Source organism: Helicobacter sp. 11S02596-1, from assembly GCF_002272825.1.
Taxonomy (GTDB): Bacteria; Campylobacterota; Campylobacteria; order Campylobacterales; family Helicobacteraceae; genus Helicobacter_J.
The window spans coordinates 97,526-116,268 of sequence record NZ_MLAM01000002.1 but is presented as its reverse complement, the minus strand read 5'-3'; the positions used below and the strand labels follow the sequence as shown (position 1 = coordinate 116,268).

Sequence of the window (18,743 nt, the reverse complement as noted above, 5' to 3'; positions counted from 1 at the left end):
GCCATCATTAGGATTGGATATCATGCCCCTTTATAATCCACATAGCCTCAAAGGCAGGTATTTTTATGCTAGCGTGGGGGCAAACTGGGAGTTAGGGTGGTATTTTGATGGGTTTTAAGGGCTTGCATAAAACCTCAAAATCACGACTTCGAGATGATTTCAAGTGCTTGGATCACTCGGAGGACGTGTTCTTTTTGGGCTTGCAGGCTTGAGCCAACGACATTAATAGCGTGCGTGCTCTGCGGGGCAGTGTGATGGAAAGCAAGATTGGGGGGATTGGTTGATGGGGTGATAGAGGAGAATTTTAGATTCAAAGAAGCATTGGCTATCCCAGCAGTGGCAAAAAGGAGAGTGAAAATAATCTTAGAAATCGTTAAGATTGGGTTTGGGAACATTTTAGAAACCTGCGACTAGCTTTTGAGAATCAAAAACATTGCCAATACCTTTTGCATTTTTGTCTTTCATTTAGATGCTCCAACTATGTCTTAATGAGCTTAAAAATCAACATTAGTGCCATCAGGCAGGTTTCGGCATTGCGCTCCAATGCAGGCTCCTGCACCTCTATTGTCTGATGATGTAATAGGGGTTTCCATTTCTCGAAATCTCTTGCATTTTGTGAGTTATTTTTATTCAAGAAAGCCATTATTTTTCAGCTTTTTGGCATTTCATCAAATGCTGTCTTTTTGCAATTTTTTGAAGCTTTCCAATAAAACTTCAAACTCAAAATTTGCTTATCTTTTTTGTCTTCATAAGTGATAAAAATGCCCGAATGTTCTCGTATGAGGTTTTTTATATTTGCTTGAAGATTTCGAGCTTGGATACTCTGACATTTTTCATCAAAAATCTTATTCAATACATCATAATTGTTCCCATAAGGAAAACTCATATAAAAAATTTGATTTTGTTTATGGGCTAGCAATAACTCTAAAATCTCTTCTTGAAGTGAGCAAAATTCTAAAATATAGAAAATGTCTTTTTTGCATTTATGCTTATAAACTATCTTCCCACCTTCGCTAAATGCGAGTCTCTTATCAAGTACTTTTCTCCACCCAGAGCATTTATTTGTAAGCACCAAAAAAATTTTATATGGAAATTTTTTATCTTTAAAGGCTGGCTTTTCCATATAGCCAGTGCAAAGATATTTTTCTAAACCAGAATTGAAATAATAGGCATTGCCTAGTTTAAAATGGTCAAAAATAATATATTTGGCTCGTGAAATATTTTTATTTTTAAGCAATGTAATTTTTTCTATTTTGCGAGTTTGTGGATTAGGATTTTTGATGTAGATAGATGAAATATCTAGATTTTTATTTGCAACCATTGACATTATCAAAAATTTAAAATCTTCAATACGATCACTAATATCAGGATAGTCTTCCCCTAAATCGACATCAATATCTTTAAAGTGCAAAGAAAATTCCAAAGGATTTATTCCCATAAATAGCTCTATGAGCCTGGTTGTAACTGCCCTTAGCTCCAAATCTAATAAATGTTTGCTGTTATTCTTAATAAGAATAGCAATCCCTTTTTTGAGTTTCCAATATTGATCATCGCTCCACTCCGTATAATCAAGCCATATTCCCACAAAAGAATTTCTATCAAAAAAATTATTATCCAAAACATTATGATTGCGAGCTACTTCTAAAGGAATCTTGGAATAATCCAAGCCTAGCATTTTAGATTCTTTATAAAGTAAGTTAAACATTAGTCTCCTATTTTATTTAAATCTCTATCAAAGGTTCCATTTCTTGTTTCTTTTTTTCCTAGATTTCTTGGAGAATTTGCTTCTTTCCACGCTCCGCCATTGTGAGAGTCTTGGTCTCTTGTAATGTAGCTATTTTTCTTGGGGTGTTTGTAAATATCAGCCCCATTAGACTTCCCAGCTTGCTTGTCTTTCTTGTAGCCAAGTTCTTCAGCTTTTCTTTTTGCTTCTTGCTCATTTTGAAATTTTCCATTTTTATTTGTGGCGCTCTTTTCTCCTGCCTCACCTGCCTTGCTCTCACCCCCATCTTTTGAAGTCCCTTGATTATTTCCCTTCCCCTCCTTAGCACTCTCATTTTTTACTGGGGGATTAGCACTTTGTGGGGTTTCCTGCTTAGCCTCTTGTTTGCTTTCCTTTTTCTCCCCTGTTTGTGTTTGAGGATTATTGGTTGATTCTTCACTATAGCCTTCAGGTCTTTGAGGAACTTTAACATTAGAATCATCTTTGTTTTTTCCGAGTTTTTTACTCCATTTAATGATAGCATTTCCGCCCTTTTCTATCAAATAATGAGGGTCGAGATATTTTAAGGCTGGAATACTTTTGATAATACCCCTCTCATCCCTCTCCCCATTCTCTTGGGTATTCTGTGTTCTACTTTGGTCATTGAGTGCATTACCAAGTTGTAAGATTTTATCATTGGCATATTGCTTATTCCATTCTTGGGTTGTAAGCTTGCTTGCTAATTGGTTATTGCTTGCATTCTTTCTTTGGCTATTTCTTTGAGCGATTGCATTACTAAAATTCTTTAATTCCCAAATATTCCCTGCTGTATTGCCTCGATTGAGGGCAGTTTGTTCATTATGGTGGTGGGTGGCTTTATCAGTGGTTTCGTGAAAAATAGTATTGATTACCCCTTTGCTTTGAACTAGATTGTTGGTGCGGGTATTAAATCCAATAGTGTTCTTACCATTGAGGGTATCGGCATACCCTTTGGTAGTAGGGTCATTGTTATAAAGCTTGACTTCCCCATCAAAGCCCTGATGTAAGGAGATTTTTAGATTCAAAGAAGCATTAGCTATCCCAGCAGTGGCAAAAAGGAGAGTGAAAATAATCTTAGAAAGGGTTAAGATAGGGGCTTTACACATTTAAAAACCTGCAAAAGCTTTGGATTTATGATTTATACGCATTTCTTTTTCTCTTGATAACTTTGATGATATTGATAATCAGGCGAATGAATGCAAAAAGAAGCAAAACCATTGCTCCAAACATCAAAACAAAAATATAAAGAATATCCATCAGATAAAGCCCGTAGAATCTCGCTATAAATATGAGCGTGAGGGTAATGAGAAAAATAGCTAAAATAATTTTGCGATTAATGAAAATAATAATCAAATAAATGGCAGTGATAGTGTAGAAAATATTAAATAATTGTGTGTCAAAAATATACTATTGATAGCATAGCAAAACGCCAAAAATAGGCTAATGAAGAGATTGCAAATCATATAAAATATTTTTTTATTTTTGAAATTTAAATACGTGTCAAGCGTGATAATTAGGAAGAATAAAGTAATGTAGATTATTAGAATATTTTCATTTCGAAAATATGAAGAAAGAGAAAAAATTGGATAAAACATTATCATAAAGGACATATTAGCCTTATTAGAAATCAATAATTTTTTATTAATAATTCTGTAAAAAATAAAATTAAAAAAAGTAATATATACGTTAAGCATTATAAATATAAGAATTACAATGCCCCCCTCACCAAAACCCTTAGATTCCCTCAAAAATGAAATTGCCTCATTCCACATTTTTTATCCTAAACCCCATTAATATAATTTTGAATCGGCTCAAATTTATTTTTATCTAAAATCTTCTGGTATTCTCTGATGACTGATGAAGTGAAATCTTGGCAATTATTCAGAAAGAGATTATATTTGGGCGAAAAGGTTTGCTTTACGTTTTCCACCGCTTTTCTCATAATGTCATCATCATAATGCTTGCCATCAGTGTCTTGGTATAAATTTAAGTTTTTAGGATTGTCTGCGTGCAACCCATCATTAAAAAACCCTATATCCCCACCTTTTTCATCTTCAAAGAATATTTGTTGGTGTTGCAGTTTTGTGTTTTTAATAAATTCAATAACTAATTCCCAATTCATAGTATTGACCTTTAATGAAGTAAATATTGATGTAATTTAATAATAATGAAAATTCTTTTTTACTTAAATTTATAGTTTTATCTAAAGAAATAATCTTTTTAAATTTAATAATCCCAATAATATCGACTAATTGATGGAGTTTAAAATTATCAGGGAGGAAAAATAAATCAATCAAAATATAATCTTTATCATAAATATTGCAATATATTTTCGGGCAGGGAATAATAAATTCATTATTTGAAAGCTTCAAAATGCCCAAAAAAAGATTATTGTTCGGCAAGGGTTTATAAAAATATTCTTGAATTTTTTGTGCTTGAGATAGGGTGGGAGTGAAAATCTCAAAGTGGTGGCGGTATTGTAACACAAGCTTGAAATCTTTGGGTTTTGTAGGGACATCATACCCCATTGAAATTCTTTTGTAATCAGTTGCTGGAAATTTTTTTGGCAGGGATTTAAAAATATAACCCAATTCATCTTCTGTTGGTGTATAAAAATATTTAAATTTTTTTAATAAATATTGATATACACAATCACTAAGACTTAAAATATTGCAGTTAAAATCATCTTTATAAAGAAATAAATTTAATTTATTATTAATAAAATAAATCTTTCTAAAACCATCTTTTTTGATGATAGAAGATATTATCTTGAGTTCTCTTTTTTGTGTCCTGCATTCAGGGAAAAACTCACAAGGCACGATATTTTTATATAGCTTGATAATATCTTGCCTTCTTTTTTTTATGCTAAAAACCTTACCTTTATCTATACGAACATTCACATAGGCACAAGATGTAAAAATATCAACACAGCTGTAGGGATTGATTTGAGAAAAACCAATGTTGGATTTGAAAAATTTTATATCTTTATCGTTAAGCCTAAAAGCCATAAAGTTTTTAAATTCCCAGCGGGGAGAATTTTGGATAAAATCCTCAAAAATAGCTTTTGGGATTTTTTTCTTTTGAAGAATTTTGAAGTTATCGGCTATTTCATAAAGATAGAAATGCTGATTTAAAAATGAGCCTAAGGGTATATCTAAGGGCTGTTTGGCAATATAAGTGTATTTAGTATTGGTTGCTTTTGATGAACTTTGCTTCACGGGTCTATTTTCCTGCCAGGTTTTGGAGGCTTGGTTTGTATTCCGTTGTTGTCAAATTCTCCCAGATGATTACCTTTTTTGTCATATTTTTCCCAACGATTATGCAATCTGTCTCTTTGATAGATATTTCCATCTTCATCTGTATAGCCTTGATTGCCTTTTCTCTTTTTTAGGGTTTTGCCATCAACATTTGGAGGACCTGGTTGATGAATATCTTCCTTTCTCTCTCCTGTTTGTTTTGCACTCTCATTTTTGGGAGTTTCCTGCTTAGCCCCTTGTTCATTCCCCTTAGATTGCTTAAGAGGTTCATCTTTTAAGGCTTTATTAATGATTACAGCAGTGCCAACGCCTGCAATGATAGCACAACCTACAGGGTTTTCTATGCAAGCCTCCAGCCCAATTGCTGCTCCCCCAGCTATTGTTGCTGGATGATTATCCCTCTCCCCCTGATTTACTAATCTTGCTTGGTAGGTATTTTGGGTTAATAGCTTAGAAGCTTTTGGGTCTGCTAGCTGTTCTTGATACCATTGCTTAGGTGTGATAGGTTGGTATTGTGGGATTGGGTTGGTTTTTAGTCCTAGCTTATTTGTTTGATTTATCCCTGTTTTATTTGTCTGATTAGGATTGATTCTTCCAGAGGTATGGCTATGTGTGAAATTCAACGCATTACCAAAGCTATAGATAATATTCCCATAGCTACCAGCATTATTAGCAATGTTTTCTTTATGGGTAAGCGAATGGGCTTTTTCGTGAGAAAGGGTATTTATAAATGTTTTAGTGCTAGTGAGTGTCCCATAAGCCCCATTGAGATAGATTTGTTTATGGTTATTATCATAAAAGCCTGTAGCGTTATCTTCTTTATCATAGTAAAGAAGCACATTGTTATTTTCTCCACTTAAGGCTTGGTGAATCTCTTCTGTAGTAAGCCCACTAGCAAGATTATTAATAGTATTTCTATTGAGATTATTGGTGCTTACCATTGCTTTTTGATTCGCAAGGTATTGGGTGGGAATATCTGTAACCAAGCTATCTTTATCTGTAAGGACTTCATAAGAAGTTATTAGAGGATTGAGAACAAAGGTGCTTGTGCTTCCTATGGTGGATTTGATGAGATTTTGGGGGAGAGATTTGAAATCATTCCCTATCTCTTCTCTCCCCTTTTGTGTGAATACACGCATATCAATATTCGTATTGACATCTAATGCGTGGGTGAGTTTATCTTGTGTGATTACTTCGATTGTATTCACATCACGATTAAGGTCTTTAAACTCTTTAAACTCTTTAGTGCCTAAAGATTGGGGATTGTTTATGCCATTAATAACAATCTCTCCCTCTCCTAAAGTAGCTTGGGTCTTGCCTGCTTGGGTATAGCCAATGTGTTGGATTCCAAAGGAAGCAGTGGTATTGCTTGTATTGTTGGCATTGTTTCTGCTACTGCTTATATGATGGCTATTACTGGTATTGTCTCCATTGCTTCTACCACTCCCACCCATTCTAGAAATCCCAAGACTAAGAGCAATGCTGTCTTGATTGTTTTTGTTGTTGATATCTTTGAAATGAAGCGATTGGGTGTTTAAACTAAGCTCTTTGGAACTAGAAATAAGATAGCTTCCCTGAAGATGGGCTTGGATTAAGCAAACTAGAGCAATGAAGATGATTTTTTTAAGCATTGAATTTATATTTTTTCCTTAGTTTTTCTAAAAAATCAAGTTTTTATGTTTCATCATTCTCATAGATTTCTTGGTTTGTGTGCTTCTAGCCAAACATAGTTTTTTGACTTTTCTGCAAAACTTTCCTCATCTTTGGAAAAAATCAAATCTTGTGTGAAATCTTTTGTCTCATCAGCAAGCCTATAATGCTCCACTTCCAAGCTCGCATCAATAAAGGTCTCTAAAATCACATCATTTGAAAAAATAATCTTGATATCTCCAAGTGGATTGCAAATACAATCAATAACCTTTAAGGGAAGTAATGGCGAAATTCGTTCATCTAAGAGCTTGTCAAATACAGAATTTCCCATCTTGTCATCTAAATTTTCTTGAAATCTTTTAGAAATATCATAACTTGCCAGAATGATTTTCTCACCCAAAATAAACCGAAAAGGGCATTGGATATCTAAAGAATATTGAGAAAATTTTTTGAGACTTTCTGAATATTTGGATAAAACCCTTGCCCCAAAATCTAAACAAAAAATTCCCTTGTAAATAGAAATATCTGTCAAATCCAGTCTGATAATTTCTCGAAAAGAAGTCATATCGCCTCTTGTGCAAAACCAAAATGTTTCTTGCTGAATGAATCAATAAATCGCCAATGCTCCACTTCCAAGCTCGCATCAATAAAGGTCTCTAAAATCACATCATTTGAAAAAATAATCTTGATATCTCCAAGTGGATTGCAAATACAATCAATAACCTTTAAGGGAAGTAATGGCGAAATTCGTTCATCTAAGAGCTTGTCAAATACAGAATTTCCCATCTTGTCATCTAAATTTTCTTGAAATCTTTTAGAAATATCATAACTTGCCAGAATGATTTTCTCACCCAAAATAAACCGAAAAGGGCATTGGATATGTAGGGAATAGCAAGGGATTTTGTCATCACCATCATTAAAGAAACCACCAAATCCCAGACATAGCATTGTTGCAATTCTTTTGATACTGCTTAATTCTTTGCCAATCAGAGTGTTTGAGATAAGGGTCATTTGTTAAAAAGTCCTTTTGCAGTATCCATTAATTCTTGATAGGTTGGCTTTGAGCCTTCCTTTCTAATAATCGTGTCGTTTGATAAACCGCAATTGCATCATACAAATAGGAGTCCAAATCTTCAAATAGATAGTCTTCATTTTCTCTTATTATATGAAATTTTAGATTCAAACGATTGGTGAGACAAAAAGGTGGGGCTATTTTCTTGTCTATGTCGTAGTCAGTTTCTATGCTTGTGATAATACAAAATGCATAATCACTAAATTTTTTTTGCAAAAAATCCCCTACCCATATTAAAAACATTAGTGCAATATGAGCAACCTTATCCTTTTTAATATGGATAAAATCATCGATATGAACAGCATTGCAAGAGCATTCTAGGGCGGTCAAATTATCAAACGAAGAGTCTTTCAGGCTTAGATTATAAAAGTCTTTAGACTGCATATTTGTGTATCTATTTGCATTAAAATAGATTTTAGATTTGTCATTATCTATATAGGATTTAGTAATTTTTTTGCAAAATGAATCTAAAAAATCACTAATTTTTTGAGTATCTTTGAGATTTGGTTTCTTGCTTGCCAATAGGTTTTGAGCGAATAAGGCATTCATTTTGAGCATAATTTTATTCTCCTAGATATTTCAATCCTTTTTGGATTCCTTTTTGAACTTTGGGTTCTTTTAATAAATCTTGAACTTTTGGTGGGCCGGGTTGTTTTGTTTTTTGATCAATAAAAGATTTTGTTTTGTTATCGTATAAATATTTTTTTCCATCAATTTCTGTATGAATTTGCCCATCTCTCTTTCCTGGAGCTGGATTTTCTACATCAATTCGGGGTTGTTGCCCTTTAGGGGTAACTGTTTTGCTAGGCATTTGTGGTCCATTTTCACCAAATTTCTTGTCCTCTTTACTCTCATTCTTGGGTGCTTCCTGCTTATTTTCTTTCCCCTCTTGCTTAGCATTTTGATTATTTCCCTTCCCCTGCTTAGCACTTTCACTCTTTACTGGGGGATTAGCACTTTGTGGGGTTTCCTGCTTAGCCTCTTGTTTGCTTTCCTTTTTCTCCCCTGTTTTTGTCTGAGGATTATTGGTTGATTCTTCACTATAGCTTTCAGGTCTTTGAGGAACTTTAACATTAGAATCATCTTTGTTTTTTCCGAGTTTTTTACTCCATTTAATGATAGCATTTCCACCCTTTTCTATCAAATAATGAGGGTCGAGATATTTTAAGGCTGGAATACTTTTGATAATACCCCTCTCATCCCTCTCCCCATTCTCTTGGGTATTTTGTGTTCTACTTTGGTTATTGAGTGCATTACCAAGTTGTAAGATTTTATCATTGGCATATTGCTTATTCCATTCTTGGGTTGTAAGCTTGCTTGCTAATTGGTTATTGCTTGCATTCTTTCTTTGGCTATTTCTTTGAGCGATTGCATTACTAAAATTCTTTAATTCCCAAATATTCCCTGCTGTATTGCCTCGATTGAGGGCAGTTTGTTCATTATGGTGGTGGGTGGCTTTATCAGTGGTTTCGTGAAAAATAGTATTGATTACCCCTTTGCTTTGAACTAGATTGTTGGTGCGGGTATTAAATCCAATAGTATTCTTACCATTGAGTGTGTCTGCATAGCCTTTGGTAGTAGGGTCATTGTTATAGAGTTTGACTTCCCCATCAAAGCCTTTATTTGTTTTGTCTGTATTGTTTTGATTGGTGTTATTACTAGCAATATTTGCTGTTTGTTGGAGTGTGTTTTGCACTCCATTGGGGTCATAGTCTGTAAGATTATTTAACGAGTTGGTGAGTTCTTTATCTTCTTGGATTTGTTTTATCAACCCATCATCTCGGATATAATCTTGCACGGCTTGAACTAAACTGGTATCTTTATCTAAATAAGCATTCTTGAATGATTGGGTGATAATATTGTTTTTGAGTCCTTTGCCTATTTGGGTGATATTTGTTCCTAGATTATGTAAATCATTCCCTATCTCTTCTCTCCCTGCTTGTGTGAATACACGCATATCAATATTCGTATTGACATCTAATGCGTGGGTGAGTTTATCTTGTGTGATTACTTCGATTGTATTCACATCACGATTAAGGTCTTTAAGCTCTTTAAACTCTTTAGTGCCTAAAGATTGGGGATTGTTTATGCCATTAATAACAATCTCTCCCTCTCCTAAAGTAGCTTGGGTCTTGCCTGCTTGGGTATAACCAATGTGTTGGAAATTGCCATTGAGATACGTTTGGGCTAGAGGATTAGGATTATTTATACTGCCATTATTGTTATCTTTCCCACTATTCCTGCTTCTGCCACTCCCACCCATTCCAGAAATCCCTAGACTAAGAGCAATGCTGTCTTGATTGTTTTTGTTGTTGATATCTTTGAAATGAAGCGATTGGGTGTTTAAACTAAGCTCTTTGGAGCTAGAAATAAGATAACTTCCCTTTAATTGGGTCTTATGTTTGGTTTGTATGGTTAGTTTATCTTGGGTAGCTATGCCAGAGGCCTCTCTTACCCATTCTTTATCGGTAGTGCTTTTTTGTAATGAAACATCTAATCCCTTAGCATTCCCTACCCCTATACCCACACTGCCCCCATTGGCTTTTTTAGTCGTAGTGTCTTGTAAAGAAATGATATGGAGATTCTCACTCTTTATACTGGCATCTTGTGCGAATACATTTGCTCCTTTGAGCACAAGGTCTTTGTTGGTAGTGATTGCGATATGTTTCGCATTTAATGTGGTATTCTCATAGGTGCTACTACTCTCTGTGGCTCTATGCTTGCCCCCACCAATACGAGCCCCGATACCATTACTCCCATAGCTCATAGTCATATCAATGGCTTTATTGGTTTGGCTTGTTTGGGTGGTGTTTTCTGAAGCAAGGAGATTAATAGCATTAGCTTCATAGACAAGATTTTCTTTTGCAAGGGAATGGGAACCTATTTGATTAATGTTGCCCCTTGCTTTTAGAGAGATATTATTGGCTTGGAGTATTGAAGCATTATGCGTGATAGATGTTTCTTTTGTAAGCGTTTCATCACCAGAAAGCGAGACAGAAGCAGAGGCATAAAATCCTGTGCCATACGAAGAGGCTGCTGCACTAGCAGCACTGGCAATAGATGTGCTTAGCCCTAAGGTGGCATTACCGACATTAAGGGTGGCAAAGCCAAGATTAATTTTGGCATCATCAAGCGCACTTTTGCTGGCTTTGCCTTGCTCATAGAGTTTTTCTATATGGCGATAATCTTTGGTAGCCTTTAATAAATCCGCACCCGCTTGGGCGAGTTCTTTGCCTGCAAAATACGTGTCCGCATAGGCATTGCCAATATTTAGTGAGAAATTAAGGATACCTTGTATGTCTTGGGTATCTTTGGTTTGGGTGTTTTGAGCGCTTTGGATATTAATAGCTGTAGCGTTTAGTTGCATATCTTTTTTGGCTTGCAGAGTTGAGCCAATGACATTAATAGTATGCGTGCTTTGATGAGGGGCTTGGGAGGCAGTATTAGCTGTGTCAGGATAGCTTTGCCCGGCTTGCAAGATAAGATTTCCCCCAATATTTAGATGAGAACCCACACTTTGGATGTCTTGAGAGGATTGATTGGATTCTTGATAATTGAAATCTGCCCCCAAAGACAGCCGTTGTTTAAGAGACAGAGAAAAGCCCTTGAAATCTCTGGACTCATAATGGTTTGTTTGCGTGGTTTTATTGGTATCTGAGAGGATTTGGATATTCCCATCTTTTGATAATAAGCGGGCGTCTTTTTGGGTAGTGATATTACTGGCTTGAATGCTAATATCTTTTTGGGTAGTGATATTTAGCGTATTAGCTATGAGCGTGCTAGGTTTTACAAGGCTTTGTTTGTTATCCTCACCAGATTCTTTTTGAAACAGCCCAAAGAAAGATTTGTTTTTGGTGGTTAAGTTTTGAGAGTTAGTGTCTTTGACATCTAAAAGCTTGAAACTACCCGCTTCTATCAGCGTATTTTCTTTGGCAAGTAGATTTGCCCCTTTGAGCGTGGCATTTCCTTGAGCTTGTATCGTGATAGCTTTGGCATTGAGGGCAGAATGGTTGTGGGTGAGGTGGCTTGCTTGCTTAGTTGTTTCTTTTGAATCGAGGGTAAAGCCAAAGAGCCTTTCTTCTTCTGATGTGGTTTGTTTGCTGTTGTGGTTGTTGGTAGAAGCCATCTCAAGATAATCTTTTTGGGTAGCGATATATAGGGCTTCTGTAGCATTATAATGGCTACCTATTGAAAGGATATTCCCTTTGGCTTCTAGGGTGATATTTTTTGCTTCAAAGTCATTTCCCTTGCCCTCTATGCTTAGTTCTTCTTGGGTGTGTTTGATGGTTTTTGAAACAAATAACCCCGCTTCATTTTCATAGCGTGTTTTTAAACTTGTAGTCAAATCGTTTGAGGCTAAGAGATTTAAATCCCCGCCAGAAAGCAGATGGGCATTCTGGGTGGCTTTGAGCTTGGCAGTGTTGAGGCTAATAGATGAGCTAGCTTCTATCATCATATCAGAAGCTTCTAGCTTCGCACCCAGATGTTTTTGTCTTGAAATGCTTTGATAAGAATCTTGATAGGTTTCTAGGAGTTCTTGGGTGCTTATAAGGATATTTTTTGCTTTGAGATGGAGTTTATCTTTTGCAGTGATGAGTGAATGGGCGATGTGAAGATTGTCTTTGGCTTCTAGGGTGAGATTTTTTGCTTTTATAGAGGCAGTTTTAGCGATAGTATCTTGGGAATGGCTACTTTGTGAATGGCTTGCTTGGGTGCTTGAAATCTTAGAATCCATCGTGATATCTGAAGCATTCAAGAGGGCATTTTCTGCGAAAATAGCCCCACTATGATGGAGCAATCCATCGCTTCTAAGTAATAGGGTTTTGCTTTGTATATTACCTTGATTACTCAAGAGATCTTTGGCGTATAGCGATGTGCTTTCTGAAGTAATCTTGGAGTGATTGAAAAAGCGAATGCTCTCCATATATAGATTGTTTGCAAGGATACCGGCGTTTTCTTCTTTATCCAAGGGGCTTCGAAAGCTAAAATCCCACGAAGCGGGTAAATAAGCCGAACTCAAATCCCAAATGGTATCCAAAGGTGTATCAAGGTGGGGATTCTTGCGTGAATGTATAGGGGAATCATTATCCCAAGATGGCAGAGCATAGGCAACAGGCAAGGCGTGCGAGGAAGCTAACTGCGAGTTGGCGAGATTGTTTTTTTCTAGGCGGGCTAAAAAATCGTTCAAAACTTCGATATTGAGCGTGTTTTTTAAGAATAAATCCGAGTTATAAAAATCACTTGCGAGTTTGGAATCCATCGCTTCTAAGCGGGTCAAAAAGATGGCTTGGCTTAAAGCACTGCGATGTTTAAAACGCTCATACAAATAAGCAGAATGCAAAAATGATGCCATAGATTCATTCGAAGCATTGGCAATCGGCGTGGGATTGCTAGTTGATGGGCTTTGGTTACTTCTGTGGCGGGGGGCGATAGGCATTGCCATCACAGCGGGGGCGATATTCCCGCTGATGGTCTCACCCATCACGTCGGGTTTGTTTAGCAAGGTTTCTAGGCTTTCTGCAACGCTGGGGAATTTAAGATCTATATCAGAAATCTGTTTGGCGGGGCGGTAGTCAAAGACTTCAAAGCGGGTGGAATGCTTGGTAACTTTTGTCTGGTGAATACAAAATGTAAGGTGATCGCCCCAACCCTTGCATTCTGTAGTCTCATAGCTATAATTTTGAAAGCCTGCTTGCCTGCCTGTTTGAATGATTGTCTTTTTGGCTTGTGGGAGGTTATTTTGCATATCATCGATATGTAAATCGGTGCGAGGGGCAATGAGAGAACCCCCTTGATTTTTTAAAGATGTTGCTTGAATAGCTAGCAAATCCCCGCTGATTATCATTGAAGGCTTGTAGCTAGAAAGGATCAGTTTGTCTTCATAGGTGGTGCGCTCAAAGTCTTTATCCCCATTGTGTAGATAATAAATTGCTGGGTTAAAAAAGTAGAAACGATGTGAGGACCTCGCCTTATCATAACCTTGCCAATTTCCCTGCGTGATGTGTTCTCTTGCGACAAGCTCGCTTTGGGTTTGAATGTTGGCGATATTTTCTATATTAGTAGCAACAATCGCCAAAGAATTTTTTGCCCCTAGCAACGCATAGATATTTTCTAGCTTCGAGGCGTTTATGACAAGATTATCGCCTAAGATATTGGCTTTGTCTTGATTATGGAGCGTTTGGGCGTTGATGATGATATCTTTGGCGTGGATATAGGCGTTTTGATTTAGGAGCTTAGAGGTTTGAATCAATAAATCAGTGTTAGAATCCATAACGCCAGTATTGACAAGCATATCTTTAATATTTAGGCTTTGGGTATTATGCGAATAGATAGTCCCATTATTTTGTAAGGCTAAAGCTTGCATATCTAGCGTGTTGCTTGAATAAAATCCCATATGGGGAGGGCTTGAAAGATTTGGCTGGCTAGCTTGCTTGGAATCTTTTGGGGAAGTCTGGGGCAATGCTAGTGATGGTGTTGGCTCTGTGTTTGGAGTAGCGATGATGATCTTGCCTGCTGTATTGATGGTAAATCCCCCATCAAATGCTTCTTTTGAGGGAAAGGTTGCCATCACGCCAGCATTATAAATAGACGCTGTGGCTTGAGAATTTATTAGATAAATACTTTTAGCATAAACCCCACCCAAATACGCCACATCCAGAGCAAAGAGGGTTTGGGTTTGTGTGCTGGGTTCAGAGGCTTCTTGAGGGGGTGGGTTGTCTTTGATTGTGATAGGTTCATACAGCAAAATGGCAGGATTTTCATTAATATTTAGCCCGATTTGGTTCGCACCTAAAATGATATTGAGCTTATTGGCAAAGAGGGCTTTGTCAATCTTTAAGGTTTCTGATAGGAGATTAAGGGTGTCGATGTTGCGTGTATCTAAGGTTTCAATAGCAATATGCCCTCTTTGGACCATTATTTTTAAGCGTTCATTCAAAGAGGCAATGGAATCTTTGAGAGCAAGGGTGGGATTGCTAGGTAGTTCTAATGATGGGGGAGTGTTATGTTGGCTATCAAAAACACGATTTTCTGTGTTGGTATCCCAAGAGATAATCCCTGTGGTAAGGGTGAGATTGGAAGTATTGATAAAGCCACAACCCGCACAGGTGATTCCATTGGGATTGGCAATGATGAGACCAGCTTCTTTCCCTGCAATCTCTAAAAGCCCCAAGAGTTCTGAAGTATGCGTGGAAGTGACTTGATTGAGGATTAAATTAGCTTCTTGATCTTTAAAATGGGGATTGGAGCTGATAAGCCCGCCAAGCTCTGTGGGCGTGATGGGATCAAGGGAGTTATTCAAGATAAGCCCCTCTTGTTTGACATTGAAATCGATGTAATGGTTATCAGAAATCCCAAAAGCATTGGGGGCAACGATATTAATGATGGGAGTGCCATTGTTAGCCACATCGAGGCTAGGGGCATTGATTGGAGCGGAAGTATCAATGGTGATAGCTGGGGACATAGAGGCTTGAGGGGGCAGACTAGGGATTTGTTTGGATTGGTTTTCAAGGTTGTGATGAGAGAGATTTTCTTGGGTTGGGGGTGTTATCATCTCATCAGTGGCATTCAAACAGAGGGGAAAAAGTAGCAACAAGGCAAAGAGGGCAGAAAAGAAAAAAGAAGCAAAAAGCCTGGCAATGATGTGAAGTTTTTTGCAATGATGGGGATAGTGAGTGGTTTGATAGTGAGAATTGTTATGATAAAAAAATAATGCCTGCCCATCAAATATTTTTTTCATATTATCTTCTGCCAATATTTTTGAATAATTTTGCCTTAATGATTCTTAAATCGTGTATAAAGTTATCAATAAATATAAAATATATTTTGCTATGATATAAAAATAAATCTTTTAAGATATAAAGGGTTTTAAAATGGCAATAAAATAAGCATAAAAAAGATGGGCAAGAATGCTTTAGGCTCGCACACCGAGGCGTTTATGCCCGTTAGGGCATAGCCTACGGGACAATGGGTTGTTGCTCGCAGTAGTTTCAGATTTGCAATGTGAATCAATTGCAAATAGTGGTTTTCTGCAACCTTGATTGCGAATTTTTTAAAGCCACACAAATGCGACAAAGGCTAGCAGTTCAAGAATTACTAGCAAACCAAAGCCTGCTATGTCTTTTCACCTTATCTGCTAAGGGAGCAGGTCAGGGGGATTTAAACCCACCCACCCGAAAAAAATAAAAATAAAACAAAGGATTTTTTTAATTTGCTTTGTCTGCTTATTTCACTAAAATGTCAAAATATAAGAAAAATTTTTGTTAATTTGCAAAACGTTAAAACACCCAAGCCTGCTTGGAGACAAGATGATAACTTCAGAAGCAAATACTGATTCAACTAGTGGGAGTGGCCTTGCGATTTGTTTGCAAAAAACAAACCGAGTAAAAATAATCGCTTTGATTATGGCATTTTTTTGGTATCTCCCCCTTGCTGGCAAGGAAATAGCCATCACACCAGCACCCAATCCCATCACGCCAGAAAAAAATTGTTTTGATATTGATGAGATTTTGCTTGTCCCAAATGTCTCATCGCTAGTAGCTGGGGTCAAAAAGACGTTTTTATTTCTCTCGCCAATCCTTGCTACCTATTCGCACCAATGCCTTGATAAAGAAAAAATAACCCATCTCCTCAATGCCCTCAAACTCGCCTCGCTCAAAAAAGGCTACATCACGACAGAATTTGGTATCACCCCCCAAGACCTTAGGAGCAAGCAACTCATCATCACCCTACAAACCACCATCGTAGGGGCGATAGAGGTCCAAGGGAAACAGGCAGGTTGGCTTTGGGGCAAAGATTATGCGATCAACATCGGGGATATTTTATCGATCAAGCCCATTGAGAGGGGATTGTATAACTTCAAACGCCTCAAAACCAACCAACCTGTTGTCGAGATCTTGCCTATGCCAGCTAGTTTGCCTGATAAGCCCCAAGAATCCAAAATCTCTATCGAAAATCCCCAGCCCGCCTTGCCTATTTATGCTTCCATCAGTGCGGATAATGCAGGATCTCTTAGCACAGGCATTTATCAGACCTCTTTGCAGTTTGGGCTTGAAAATCTTCTCTCTTTGGCTGAATCTTTCCATACCTACGCCGTTTTCACCCCTGATATGTCTCAAGCCCATAGTATTTATGTTTCAAGCGATTTTAGTATCCCTTGGAGGCGGTTTTTGCTCTCAGTGAGTGGCTCGTATGCACACTACGCCCAAAAGCTCTCCATCGGGCAAAAAACATTCTCTTACAACGGCTATGGGGCGAATCTGGATATCAAAGGGAGCGTTTTGGTTTATCTGGATAATCTCAATAGTCTCAACTTCAATTTTGGGCTGGGTAAGCGATGGGCGCAAAACTATCTTGAAAACATCGCACTCATCGTTCAAAATAGAAATCTCACCAATATTTATGCCAACATCAATTATTCCAGATATATCAAAAATGCCTCCATTAGCGTGAGTATAGGCGTCAAACAAGGTGTCAAATGGCTAGGTTCAATGAAAAATTTTCCAAACAATAATGTGAAATCTGCACCCAATTTCTTTTATACACTTCCCACTATTGATGTCTATACGAGCGTGCCATTGAGGCTTTGGGATCAAAATTTTGCTTACAGTGGCTTTGTCAAAACCCAAATATCACGGACGCACCTTTATGCGAGTGAAAAATTTGGCTTGGGAGGGATTTATAGTGTGCGGGGATTTGATAGCTCGGTGCTAAGTGGCGAGATAGGCGTTTTGAATCGCAATGATTGGACCTACTACCTACCAAGCGTCTTTAAACTCACGTTTGTGCCATCATTGGGGTTGGATATGGGATACACGAGTGGCATTGATAGAAGTCGCAATGATGGGCTAGAAGATTCGGGTTTTATTATCGGTTCAGCAGCTGGGGTAAAAATCTATTGGAGTAAATATTTTAACGCCCAGATATGGGGATATGCACCCCTTTATAATCCACACAACCTCAAAGGCAGGTATTTTTATGCTAGCGTGGGGGCAAACTGGGAGTGAGGGCGGTATTTGATGGGTTTTGAGGGCTTGCATAAAACCTCAATACAAAATCACGACTTCGAGATGATTTCAAGGGCTTGGATCACTCGGAGGACGTGTTCTTTTTGGGCTTTGTTGGGCGTTTTGTCTTGGATATGTTTCAAAAACGTATTGATGGAAGCGTCCAATGCCATAAAATTTTCTAAAACAGGTTTTTCTTCTTTGCCGAGTTTGTATTCGACCATTTTTTCATAGAGGCTGTTTTTGTCAAACTCATCCTTGATGATAACGCCCGTGTCAAAAAGCGTGATTTTATCGCGTTTGGTATCATCATAAATCGCCGTTTTTTGTTCCCCGCCGATAATCATTTCCCGCACCTTGATAGGAGAGAGCCAAGAAACATTGATCGTGATAACAATGCCATTATGGAGTTCCAAATTGATATTAGCCAGGGCGTCATTGGGGTAGTTGCGGTATTTTTTGGTAAATGTTTTTGATTTTTTGATATCAAGCGTGATGAGATAATCGATGATAGAAAGATCGTGGATCGCAAGATCCCAGATGACATCGACACTGCTTTGGAAAAGCCCTAGATTGATACGTCTGGAGTTGATATAGACAATATCGCCAAATGAAGCGATATGTCCCTTGAGCCATTTGATCGCAGGGGAGTATAAAAACGTGTGATCACAATGCAGGACACGCCCGTGTTTCTCCGCAAGCTCATAGAGTTCGTAAGCCTCTTGGATATTCGTAGTCAGGGGCTTTTCGACAAATACGTGTTTGCCAGCTAACAATGCGCGTTTGGTGAGGGCATAATGCGTATGGGGTGGGGTGATGATAAAAAGGGCTTGGATATTTGTATCCAAAAGAATCTCTTCAAAGCTCGCATAGGGCGTGAAAGCATAATGTTTTTTGGCTTCGTTTATGCGCTCAATGTCCGCATCAAAAATAGTTTTGATATTAAAATGCGGGTTTTTATCGAGGCTTTTGGCGATATTGATCCCCCAATACCCGTAACCAATGATACCAACATCCAC

At 37.5% G+C, this 18,743-nt stretch carries 13 protein-coding genes; 1 reads left to right on the top strand and 12 read right to left on the bottom strand.

Annotated features, from left to right (window positions below; translation table 11 throughout):
- Positions 1 to 140 precede the first annotated feature (140 nt).
- The 11 genes from BJI48_RS01910 to BJI48_RS01855 all read right to left on the bottom strand — a co-directional run bounded on the left by BJI48_RS01910 (position 141) and on the right by BJI48_RS01855 (position 15,458).
- On the bottom strand, positions 141 to 395 hold the full coding sequence (locus BJI48_RS01910) for a hypothetical protein (protein WP_095331283.1): 255 nt from the start codon (positions 393 to 395) through the stop codon (positions 141 to 143).
- Positions 396 to 649: 254 nt separating this feature from the next.
- On the bottom strand, positions 650 to 1,705 hold the full coding sequence (locus tag BJI48_RS01905) for an Imm41 family immunity protein (protein WP_095331281.1): 1,056 nt from the start codon (positions 1,703 to 1,705) through the stop codon (positions 650 to 652).
- A complete protein-coding gene (locus BJI48_RS09575) occupies positions 1,705 to 2,847 on the bottom strand; it encodes a toxin C-terminal domain-containing protein (RefSeq protein ID WP_095331279.1) in 1,143 nt (380 codons plus the stop codon). The genes BJI48_RS01905 and BJI48_RS09575 overlap by 1 nt, the downstream gene beginning before the upstream one ends.
- A 25-nt stretch (positions 2,848 to 2,872) precedes the next feature.
- Positions 2,873 to 2,998: a hypothetical protein gene (locus BJI48_RS09625; protein ID WP_257874349.1), complete on the bottom strand. Its 126-nt coding sequence runs from the start codon at positions 2,996 to 2,998 to the stop codon at positions 2,873 to 2,875.
- A 523-nt stretch (positions 2,999 to 3,521) separates the two neighbouring features.
- Complete coding sequence (locus BJI48_RS01885; RefSeq protein ID WP_095331273.1) at positions 3,522 to 3,863, bottom strand: hypothetical protein; 342 nt, start codon at positions 3,861 to 3,863, stop codon at positions 3,522 to 3,524.
- Complete coding sequence (locus tag BJI48_RS01880; RefSeq protein ID WP_095331271.1) at positions 3,841 to 4,959, bottom strand: hypothetical protein; 1,119 nt, start codon at positions 4,957 to 4,959, stop codon at positions 3,841 to 3,843. The genes BJI48_RS01885 and BJI48_RS01880 overlap by 23 nt, the downstream gene beginning before the upstream one ends.
- Positions 4,956 to 6,629 carry a colicin E3/pyocin S6 family cytotoxin gene (locus BJI48_RS09570; protein WP_219350122.1) on the bottom strand — a complete coding sequence of 558 codons (1,674 nt, stop codon included), beginning with the start codon at positions 6,627 to 6,629 and terminating at the stop codon, positions 4,956 to 4,958. Before BJI48_RS09570 ends, BJI48_RS01880 begins: the two co-directional genes overlap by 4 nt.
- 59 nt (positions 6,630 to 6,688) lie before the next feature.
- A complete protein-coding gene (locus tag BJI48_RS01870) occupies positions 6,689 to 7,213 on the bottom strand; it encodes a hypothetical protein (RefSeq protein ID WP_095331269.1) in 525 nt (174 codons plus the stop codon).
- On the bottom strand, positions 7,210 to 7,659 hold the full coding sequence (locus BJI48_RS01865) for a hypothetical protein (RefSeq protein WP_095331267.1): 450 nt from the start codon (positions 7,657 to 7,659) through the stop codon (positions 7,210 to 7,212). Before BJI48_RS01865 ends, BJI48_RS01870 begins: the two co-directional genes overlap by 4 nt.
- A 28-nt stretch (positions 7,660 to 7,687) precedes the next feature.
- Positions 7,688 to 8,269, bottom strand: coding sequence for a hypothetical protein (locus BJI48_RS01860; RefSeq protein ID WP_143428753.1), 582 nt, complete (start codon positions 8,267 to 8,269; stop codon positions 7,688 to 7,690).
- A gap of 13 nt (positions 8,270 to 8,282) precedes the next feature.
- Complete coding sequence (locus tag BJI48_RS01855; protein ID WP_095331263.1) at positions 8,283 to 15,458, bottom strand: hemagglutinin repeat-containing protein; 7,176 nt, start codon at positions 15,456 to 15,458, stop codon at positions 8,283 to 8,285.
- Positions 15,459 to 16,026: 568 nt separating this feature from the next.
- Here BJI48_RS01855 and BJI48_RS01850 point away from each other — a divergent pair.
- Positions 16,027 to 17,724 carry a ShlB/FhaC/HecB family hemolysin secretion/activation protein gene (locus tag BJI48_RS01850; RefSeq protein WP_095331261.1) on the top strand — a complete coding sequence of 566 codons (1,698 nt, stop codon included), beginning with the start codon at positions 16,027 to 16,029 and terminating at the stop codon, positions 17,722 to 17,724.
- A gap of 50 nt (positions 17,725 to 17,774) precedes the next feature.
- Here BJI48_RS01850 and BJI48_RS01845 read toward each other — a convergent pair whose 3' ends face one another.
- Positions 17,775 to 18,743: a Gfo/Idh/MocA family oxidoreductase gene (locus BJI48_RS01845; protein WP_095331259.1), complete on the bottom strand. Its 969-nt coding sequence runs from the start codon at positions 18,741 to 18,743 to the stop codon at positions 17,775 to 17,777.

Coding starts and splice junctions, on each gene's coding strand:
- BJI48_RS09575 (WP_095331279.1), bottom strand. CDS start 2,847: ATGTGTAAAGCCCCTATCTTAACCCTTTCTAAGATTATTTTCACTCTC.
- BJI48_RS01855 (WP_095331263.1), bottom strand. CDS start 15,458: ATGAAAAAAATATTTGATGGGCAGGCATTATTTTTTTATCATAACAAT.
- BJI48_RS01865 (WP_095331267.1), bottom strand. CDS start 7,659: ATGACCCTTATCTCAAACACTCTGATTGGCAAAGAATTAAGCAGTATC.
- BJI48_RS01885 (WP_095331273.1), bottom strand. CDS start 3,863: ATGAATTGGGAATTAGTTATTGAATTTATTAAAAACACAAAACTGCAA.
- BJI48_RS01870 (WP_095331269.1), bottom strand. CDS start 7,213: ATGACTTCTTTTCGAGAAATTATCAGACTGGATTTGACAGATATTTCT.
- BJI48_RS09625 (WP_257874349.1), bottom strand. CDS start 2,998: ATGGATATTCTTTATATTTTTGTTTTGATGTTTGGAGCAATGGTTTTG.
- BJI48_RS01910 (WP_095331283.1), bottom strand. CDS start 395: ATGTTCCCAAACCCAATCTTAACGATTTCTAAGATTATTTTCACTCTC.
- BJI48_RS01860 (WP_143428753.1), bottom strand. CDS start 8,269: ATGAATGCCTTATTCGCTCAAAACCTATTGGCAAGCAAGAAACCAAAT.
- BJI48_RS01905 (WP_095331281.1), bottom strand. CDS start 1,705: ATGTTTAACTTACTTTATAAAGAATCTAAAATGCTAGGCTTGGATTAT.
- BJI48_RS01850 (WP_095331261.1), top strand. CDS start 16,027: ATGATAACTTCAGAAGCAAATACTGATTCAACTAGTGGGAGTGGCCTT.
- BJI48_RS09570 (WP_219350122.1), bottom strand. CDS start 6,629: ATGCTTAAAAAAATCATCTTCATTGCTCTAGTTTGCTTAATCCAAGCC.